The sequence below is a fragment of the Actinomadura sp. KC345 genome (genome assembly GCF_004348515.1).
In the GTDB taxonomy this organism is placed as follows: domain Bacteria; phylum Actinomycetota; class Actinomycetes; order Streptosporangiales; family Streptosporangiaceae; genus Spirillospora.
Map to the genome: position 1 here is coordinate 1 of NZ_SMKH01000334.1, position 7,983 is coordinate 7,983.

8 protein-coding genes are annotated in these 7,983 nt (G+C 70.3%); 4 read left to right on the plus strand and 4 right to left on the minus strand.

The features are described from left to right. Positions 1-427 (plus strand): hypothetical protein (locus E1281_RS34240; protein ID WP_207943663.1); only part of this gene is annotated, 427 nt, incomplete at its 5' end. Next, positions 424-2,031: a polyamine aminopropyltransferase gene (locus E1281_RS34245; protein ID WP_243717698.1), complete on the plus strand. Its 1,608-nt coding sequence runs from the start codon at positions 424-426 to the stop codon at positions 2,029-2,031. The genes E1281_RS34240 and E1281_RS34245, both read left to right, overlap by 4 nt. 4 nt (positions 2,032-2,035) lie before the next feature. Here E1281_RS34245 and E1281_RS34250 read toward each other — a convergent pair whose 3' ends face one another. After that, positions 2,036-2,749, minus strand: coding sequence for a MerR family transcriptional regulator (locus tag E1281_RS34250; RefSeq protein ID WP_131883864.1), 714 nt, complete (start codon positions 2,747-2,749; stop codon positions 2,036-2,038). Positions 2,750-2,826: 77 nt separating this feature from the next. Between E1281_RS34250 and E1281_RS34255 the strand changes: the two genes are divergently transcribed. Together E1281_RS34255 and E1281_RS34260 are read left to right on the plus strand one after the other, a co-directional pair. Next, the gene (locus E1281_RS34255; RefSeq protein ID WP_131883865.1) at positions 2,827-3,969 is read left to right on the plus strand and encodes an acyl-CoA dehydrogenase family protein; all 1,143 of its coding nucleotides are present in this window, start codon (positions 2,827-2,829) and stop codon (positions 3,967-3,969) included. Positions 3,970-4,092: 123 nt separating this feature from the next. Further along, positions 4,093-5,022, plus strand: coding sequence for a hypothetical protein (locus tag E1281_RS34260; RefSeq protein ID WP_131883866.1), 930 nt, complete (start codon positions 4,093-4,095; stop codon positions 5,020-5,022). 220 nt (positions 5,023-5,242) lie between these two features. Here E1281_RS34260 and E1281_RS34265 read toward each other — a convergent pair whose 3' ends face one another. From E1281_RS34265 to E1281_RS34275, 3 genes are all read right to left on the minus strand, one after another. Next, positions 5,243-5,899, minus strand: coding sequence for a TrkA family potassium uptake protein (locus E1281_RS34265; protein WP_279433677.1), 657 nt, complete (start codon positions 5,897-5,899; stop codon positions 5,243-5,245). Continuing rightward, positions 5,892-7,280 (minus strand): potassium transporter TrkG, encoded by a 1,389-nt coding sequence (locus E1281_RS34270; protein WP_243717699.1) that lies wholly within the window; start codon positions 7,278-7,280, stop codon positions 5,892-5,894. Before E1281_RS34270 ends, E1281_RS34265 begins: the two co-directional genes overlap by 8 nt. A gap of 154 nt (positions 7,281-7,434) precedes the next feature. Next, the coding region (locus E1281_RS34275; RefSeq protein ID WP_207943664.1) for a DUF3592 domain-containing protein at positions 7,435-7,983 on the minus strand (549 nt) is incomplete at its 5' end.

A 7,983-nucleotide genomic window follows, 5' to 3' on the forward strand; every position in this document is an offset into this window, starting at 1 on the left:
GGTACCGGGACAGTGCCCGAAATGGGTGGTTCTCGAAGCCGACTACACCTACCTGGAGTCGTCCAAGGAGTTCCTGTCCGGCAGGTTCGAGATCAAGAACAGTTTCGACGAGTCCTTCCGGGAGTTCCGCTTCGAGAGCCGGCTCGGGCAGGCCGGTGAGGACGACATCGACGGCGAGAACGGGACCTCCCGGCTCCGGGACGTCATCGGCGCGCTGCCGATGCTGGTCGCGGAGGAGGGGCTGGCCCCGGCGGTCCCCGCGGAGACCGCGCCGCCCGCGTCGAAGCCCGCCGCGAACGACAGGCTGACCGAGTCGACCGTCACCACCCGCACCGTCTGGTCGGTGATCGGCGTCCTGCTGCTCGCGACGGCGCTCGTGGTGCTCGTGGTCGGCGGCGTCCGGAGCCTCCGGAAAGGCGGTTCGTGACCGAGTCCACCACTGTGAAGGCGGAGGCGGCCGACCCCGCGGAGGCGGGGGCCGGCCGGCTCAGCCTGCCGGCGAGGGCCGCCCGCACCCTGGTGCTGGCGTCGGTGTTCACGTGCGCCGCCTGCGGGCTGGTGTACGAGCTGGCGCTGGTGGCCCTCGGCAGCTACCTGATGGGCAACTCGGTCACCCAGGCGTCCATCGTCCTGTCGGTCATGGTCTTCGCGATGGGCGTCGGCTCGCTGCTGGCCAAGCCGCTGCGGCACCGGCCGGTCGTGGCGTTCGCGATCGTGGAGGCCGCGCTGGCGCTGCTCGGCGGGCTGTCGGTGCTCGCGCTGTACGCGGCGTTCGCGTGGCTGAGCCTGTACACCCCGGCGCTGGTCGTGGTGGCGTTCCTGGTCGGGGCGCTGATCGGCGCGGAGCTTCCGCTGCTGATGACGCTGCTGCAGCGGATCCGGCGGCAGGAGGCGGGCGCCGCGGTCGCCGACCTGTTCGCCGCCGACTACGTGGGCGCGCTGATCGGCGGGCTGGCGTTCCCGTTCCTGCTCCTGCCGTTCTTCGGGCACATCAAGGGCGCGCTGCTGGTCGGGGCGGTCAACGTGGTCGCCGGGACCGCGGTGGTGCTGTGGCTGTTCCGCAAGGAGGTCGGCCGCGCGACGCAGGCCGCGCTCTGGGCGGGGATGGCGGCCGTGCTGATCGTGCTCGGCGGGACGTACGCCCTGGCCGACGAGTTCGAGGTCTCGGCCCGCCAGGTCCTCTACCGGGACCCGATCGTGCTGTCCAAGAAGACCCCGTACCAGGAGATCGTCGTCACGAGGCAGGTCACGGTGGCGGGCCGGCCCGATGTGCGGCTGTTCCTGAACGGCGACCTCCAGTTCTCCTCCGTGGACGAGTACCGGTACCACGAGTCGCTGGTCCACCCGATCATGTCCGGCCCGCACGGCAGGGTCCTCGTCCTCGGGGGCGGGGACGGCCTCGCGCTCCGCGAGGTGTTGCGCTACAAGGACGTGAAGAGCGCGACCCTGGTCGAGCTGGACCCGGAGGTCCTGCGCCTGGCCCGCACCTACGAGCCTCTCGTGTCCCTCAACGAGCGCGCGTTCGAGGACCCGCGCGCCAGGACCGTCGAGGCCGACGCGTTCTCGTGGCTGCGCGGGCTGAACGAGCAGTTCGACACGGTGATCGTGGACATGCCCGACCCCGACGACGTCGCCACCGCCAAGCTGTACTCGGTGGAGTTCTACGGTCTGGTGAAGCGGGTGCTCGCACCGGGCGGCCGGATGGTCGTCCAGTCGGGTTCGCCGTACTTCGCGCCGAAGTCGTTCTGGAGCATCGAGAAGTCCGTCGCCGCCGCCGGCCTCGCGACCGTCCCGTACCACGTGGACGTGCCGAGCTTCGGCGACTGGGGCTACGTCATGGCGGCCCCCACGGAGAAGGCGCCGGCGCTCAAGCTCGCGCCCGACGCCCCGAAGCTCCGCTTCATGGACGAGGCGCTTCTCCATGCCTCGACGGTCTTCCCCAAGGACCGGCGGAGCCGCGACGTGGAGACCAACACGCTCGTCCATCCGCGCCTGGTGGAGTACCAGCAGCAGGAGTGGAAGGACGCCTGAGCGTTCAGTCCGGCACCGACCTCCGGATGGCCTTGTCGACCGCCCGCTGGAACGACGTCACGAGCGACTGGATCATCAGGGGCTTGAGCTTCCCGGCCATCTCCATGAGCCGTTCCCGCTCCTCGGGTGCGCGCCCGCCCTCCCGGTAGGGCCGGACCACGGTGTCCTGGAAGACCCGCTGGAGCTCGTCGGCCAGCGCCGTCGTGTGGCGGTCGACGGCCTCGTGCGAGGCGATCACGGTGTCCAGCGGCATCGGCAGCGCGGCCAGCTCGGCGCTGATGCCGAGCAGCGCCGGGCTCACCACCCGGACCCTGGTCGCCGAAGGGCCGTCCGGGACCGGCTCGACGACGCCGAGCGCCTCCAGCCGCTTGAGGACCTCGTCATCGAGGTGCCGTCCGGCGCGCCGGTCCAGCTCGTGCCGGTCGAGGAGCTCGGGACGCTCCGGTGCCCACGGCGACAGCAGCGCACGCTGCAGCGCGAGGTCCTCGGCCGGCGCGTCCAGCGGGATCTTCTGCAGGTGCTTCTCGATCGCGGCCAGCGTCAGCCCGAGCGACTGGAGTTCCCGGACGAGTTCCAGCCGCGCCAGGTGGTCGGCGCCGTACAGCCCCGTCCGGCCGCGCAGCCTCGGGGGCGGGAGCAGGCCGCGCCCGGCGTAGAACCGCACGGTCCGGACGGTGACCCCGGCGCGCGAGGCCAGCTCGCCGACGGTGAGTTCCATCCCGCCTCCCTCTATATGACAGTGCCAGTGTTACATTAAACGTGTATCAGCGAGCACTTACCGAGGGAGACCGCCGGATGGGACGGGATATCTACACCGACGAGCACGAGGCGTTCCGCGACATGGTGCGCTCCTTCATCGAGAAGGAGATCGCCCCCCACCACGAGCAGTGGGAGAAGGACGGGATCGTCTCGCGCGAGGTGTGGCTGGCGGCGGGCCGCGCGGGCCTGCTCGGCATCGACATGCCGGAGGAGCACGGCGGCGGCGGCAACGACGACTACCGCTACTACGTGATCTTCAACGAGGAGCTGGCGCGGGCGAGCGTGCACGGCCCCGGCTTCTCCGTCCACAACGACATCAACGGCGCCTACCTGCGGCAGCTCTGCAACGACGAGCAGAAGGCCCGCTGGTTCCCCGGCTACTGCTCCGGCGAGATCATCACCGCGATCGCGATGACCGAGCCCGCCGCCGGGTCCGACCTCCAGGGCATCAAGACCACCGCGGTCAGGGACGGCGACGACTACGTCCTGAACGGCTCGAAGACCTTCATCTCCAACGGCATCCTCGCCGACCTCGTCATCGTCGTCGCCAAGACCGACCCGTCCGCCGGGGCCAAGGGCGTCAGCCTCCTGGCCGTCGAGCGCGGCATGGCCGGCTTCGAGCGCGGCCGCAACCTCGACAAGGTCGGCATGCACGCCCAGGACACCGCCGAGCTGTTCTTCGACAACGTGCGCGTCCCCAAGGAGAACCTCCTCGGCGAGGAGGGCATGGGCTTCATCTACCTGATGCAGAACCTCGCCCGCGAGCGCCTCTCCATCGGCGCCACCGCCCTCGCCGGCGCCGAGGTCGCGTTCGAGCAGACCCTGGAGTACTGCAAGACCCGCGAGGCGTTCGGCCGCCCGATCGGCAAGTTCCAGCACAACCGCTTCACCCTCGCCGAGATGAAGACGGAGCTGACCGTCACCCGCGCCTTCACCGAAGAGTGCGTCGTCAAGGAGGGCGAGGGCGAGCTGTCCGCCGACGAGGCGGCGATGCTCAAGTACTGGAACACCGAGCTGCTCAAGCGGGTCGTCGACCGCTGCGTCCAGCTCCACGGCGGCTACGGCTACATGACCGAGTACCCGATCGCCAAGGCCTACCAGGACGTCCGCATCCAGACCATCTTCGGCGGCACCACCGAGATCATGAAGGAGATCGTCGGCCGCTCCCTCGGCGTCTGACCCCGAGTCAGGGTTTGGTGCAGCGGGCGAATGCAAAAGGGGCAATCCACTAATACCAAGCGTAACGCCAGGAATGCGTACGGCGATATCTGGTCGAGTTGCCCCAACACGGACGGAGTCCCCGTGCCCCCTGCGCTGTCCGCCTCATCGGCCCTTCGGATCGCGGCGACCGCCCTGCTGGCGGTCGCCGCTTCCCTCCCGCTGACCACCACCGCCGAAGCCGCCCCTCCGACGGGAGTGCACTACAAGAAGATCAACTCGGGAGTGAGCCCTTCCTGGTACACCCCCGAGTTCGAGCGGCGGCTCCTGGCCTCGGGCACCGGCGGCGTCCGGCTGCCCGCCGGCGCCACGTTGCCGGGAGGGGTCACCGCGCCGCAGGCCGCCGGGCTGGCCCAGACCGGCATCCGTCCCGGCCAATGGCTGCTCACCCTGCTGGGCAGCGACGGCAGCGACAATCCTCTCGGTTGGTGCAGCGCCAACTTCGTCTTCAAGAAGAACTCCACCTGGGGCCTTGGCACCGCCGGGCACTGCGGCACGGTCGGGCAGCCGGTGAGCGCCTACGTGGTGCCGCCGCCGGCCTCGGGCCGGCTCCCCGGCCTGTACGTGATCGGCGAGATCAGCCTCTCCCGTGACAACGGCATCGGCGACGACTTCGCCATGATCACCATCTATCCGGAGTTCTCCTCCTGGATGAACCCGACCATGCCGGTGTGGGGCGGCCCTGAGGGCACCTACACCGGTGACCAGGTGGGACTTCCGCTGAAGCACTTCGGCCACGGGGCGGTCATCGGCACCGGCGGCACCCCGCGCGTGGGTGCCGCGCACCGGTGGGACATCGAGAAGGGCTCAGGCTACTCCTGGGTCGGCGTGGCCGCCCCAGGAGACTCCGGCTCCGGCGTACTGAACCTCTCCGGGCAGGCCGCCGGAGACCTCACCCACCTCGCCGTCGACATCGAAGGCAACGTCGTCGGCGTCGCCGGGACGCGGATGACGAAGATCCGCCAGATCGCCCGAGACTGGTCCCTCGTCAACGGCTCACTCCTTCCCCTGTGAGCCCGGCCGGGCATCGGTTCCGGGTCTGATCCCCGTCCTCTCCAAGGCCCGGCGACCGCGCGTTCCGCGGTCGCCGGCCGAGGCCGGACGCCCTGGCGGTCACGCTCTCCTACCTCCCCGCCAACCAGGAGACGATCCCGTTCCTGCCCCTCGACCTGCTGTCGTCCAAGGAACGCCGCAAGGTCGACCAGCGCATCGTCTGACGTCCATGCGCTCCGGGTCAGGTGCGGTCGGCGAGGCGTTCGACCTTTTCGATGGAGCCGGCGACCAGGATGACGTCGCCGTACTGAAGGATGGTGTCGGGCGTGGCGTAGGTGAACTTCTCGCCGGCCGGCTTCACGGACACGACCGTCACGCCGTGCTTGGAGCGCAGGCGTGTCTCCCCGAGGGGGACGCCGACGAGTTCCCGGGGCGGGTGGGTCTTGACCAGGGCGAAGTCCTGGTCCACCTCGATGTAGTCGAGCATGCGGCCGCTGACCATATGGGCGACGCGTTCGCCCATGTCGTGCTCCGGAAGCACGATGTGATGGGCGCCGATCCGCTCCAGGATGCGTTTGTGCTGGTGGGTGACGGCCTTGGCCCAGATGTCGTCGATCTCCAGCTCCGCCAGGATCGAGGTCGCCAGGATGCTGGCCTCAAGGTCGCCGCCGATGGCGACCACGGCGCGGTAGAACTCGTCCACCCCGAGTTCGCGGAGCGTGTCGATGTCGGTGGCGTCGGCGGTGAGGACGTGGGTCAGCCGCCCGGACAGCGCCTGGACGATCTTCGGCCGGTTGTCGATCGCGAGCACCTCGGTGCCGCGCCGCGCCAGCTCCAGGGCGAGCGCGGAGCCGAACCGGCCCATGCCGATCACCACGACGGGGAGCTTCTCAGCCAACGATGGGTCTCTCCTCGGGCAGTTCGTAGCGGCGGGCGCGCTCGCGGAGCGCGAGCGCGGTGGCGAAGGTGAGGGGGCCGATGCGGCCGACGAGCATCAGCACCACCAGGAGCACGTGCCCGGCGGGCGGCAACTCGGCGGTGATCCCCGTGGACAGGCCCACGGTACCGAACGCCGACACGACCTCGAACAGGACGCGGTCCAGCGTGTGGGAGGTCATCACGAGCAGGGTGAACGTTCCGGCGGTGACCATGCCGATGCCCAGCAGGACGATCGAGATCGCCTGGCGCTGGGTGCCGTCGGGCAGCCTGCGGTGGCCCACGTTCACACGCGTCTCGCCGCGCATCTCGGCCCACAGCACGAAGGCCAGGAGCCCGAACGTGGTGACCTTGATGCCGCCGGCGGTTCCGGCGCTGCCGCCGCCGATGAACATCAGCACGTCGGTGACCAGCCAGCTCTCCGGCCGCATCTGGGAGACGTCGATGCTGTTGAGCCCGCCGCTGCGCGGCATCACCGCCATCATGAAGCCCGACGGCATCCGGTCGGATTCGGGCAGCGCGCCGAGGGTTCCGGGATTGTCCCATTCGGCCACCGAGAGGACGAGCGTTCCGCCTGCCAGCAGCACGACCGTGGCGCCCAGCGTGACGCGCGTGAGTATCGACCAGCCCCGCGGCCGGCGCCAGTCCCGGGCCAGCTCGAACACCACCGGGAAGCCGAGCCCGCCGACGATGACCGCCGCGCAGACCGTCAGGATGATCCAGGGGTCGCCCGCGAACCGGACGAGGCCGTCCGGCCACAGCGTGAACCCGGCGTTGTTGAACGCCGAGATCGCGTGGTAAACACCCAGGTAGGCGGCGCGGCCCGGCGCCTCGCCGTAGCCGATGACCAGCCGCGCGGTGAGCACGACCGCCACCACCGCCTCGGACGCCAGGCTGAAGACGACGACCCGCCGGACGACGCGCCGCACGTCGGCCATCCGCAGGGTCTTGGTCTCGACCTGGGCCGCCATCCGGGCCCGGAGCCCCAGCCGCCCCGACAGCACGATGGCGAACAGGGTCGCCAGCGTCATCAGCCCGAGGCCGCCCACCTGGACCAGTCCCAGGATGACGAGTTCACCGAACGTCGACCAGTGCGCATGGGTGTCCGCGACGATCAGCCCGGTCACGCACACGGCCGACGTGGCGGTGAACAGCGCGTCCGTGAAGGAGGCCGAGCCGGTGTCCGTCGTGGCCACGGGCAGCGAGAGCAGCAGCGTGCCCGCGAGGATCGTGACGACGAACCCGGTGACCACGACCTGCGCCGGATGGTGGAAGCGCTCCAGCAGCGCCGTCCCCAACGGCTTCGACCACCGCCCCAGCTCCCGCCGAAACAGCGCACACACCCCCGCCTCGATTGGCCACCCTGCGACATACCACCACACAACCGGCCGACTGCCGAGCGTAATGGCCGGAATGGATGCTATGCCGTCCGTGTGGCGGCCTGTACCACCCGGCCGTCCGGAGCGCTCGCCGCGCGACCGGCCGGACCCTCCGGCGTCAGGTGATGCCGTGCTTCCCGCGCGGACGGCCGGCGCGGAGCCTCGACCAGCCCCACCCCGCGTACGCGGTGAGCAGCCCGATCGACAGCAGCCCGCCCCCGACGATGTGCGTGATGCCGTCTACCCGTTTCCCCGCCACCGAACCGGTGGTGGCGGTCTCCGGATCACGCGGGTCGTAGAGCACGCGGACGCCGGCGCCCACCCTTCTGTCGCCGTCCGCCCAGACGTCGTGCCGGCTCCGGTCGGACGCGGTGAACCGGACCAGGATGTGGTGGTCGTAACCGGTTGTCGGCCCGTCGCTCTCGACCCGCGTGTCCTGGACCGTTCCGACCGTGTACCGCCCGCGATCGCCGAGCGCCGACGCGTCGCGCATCTCGTCCACGCCGTCACCGAGCATGGTGAAACCGATGATGGGCACGCAGAGTGCGATGACGGCGCCCGCGCCGCAAACGACCACCACCAGGAGCCAGCGGGCCCACATGAACCGCCCGCGCCTGGCCTTGCCGCCCCTCCGCGCTCCCATCCCCTCCACTGAACCAGCCCACCG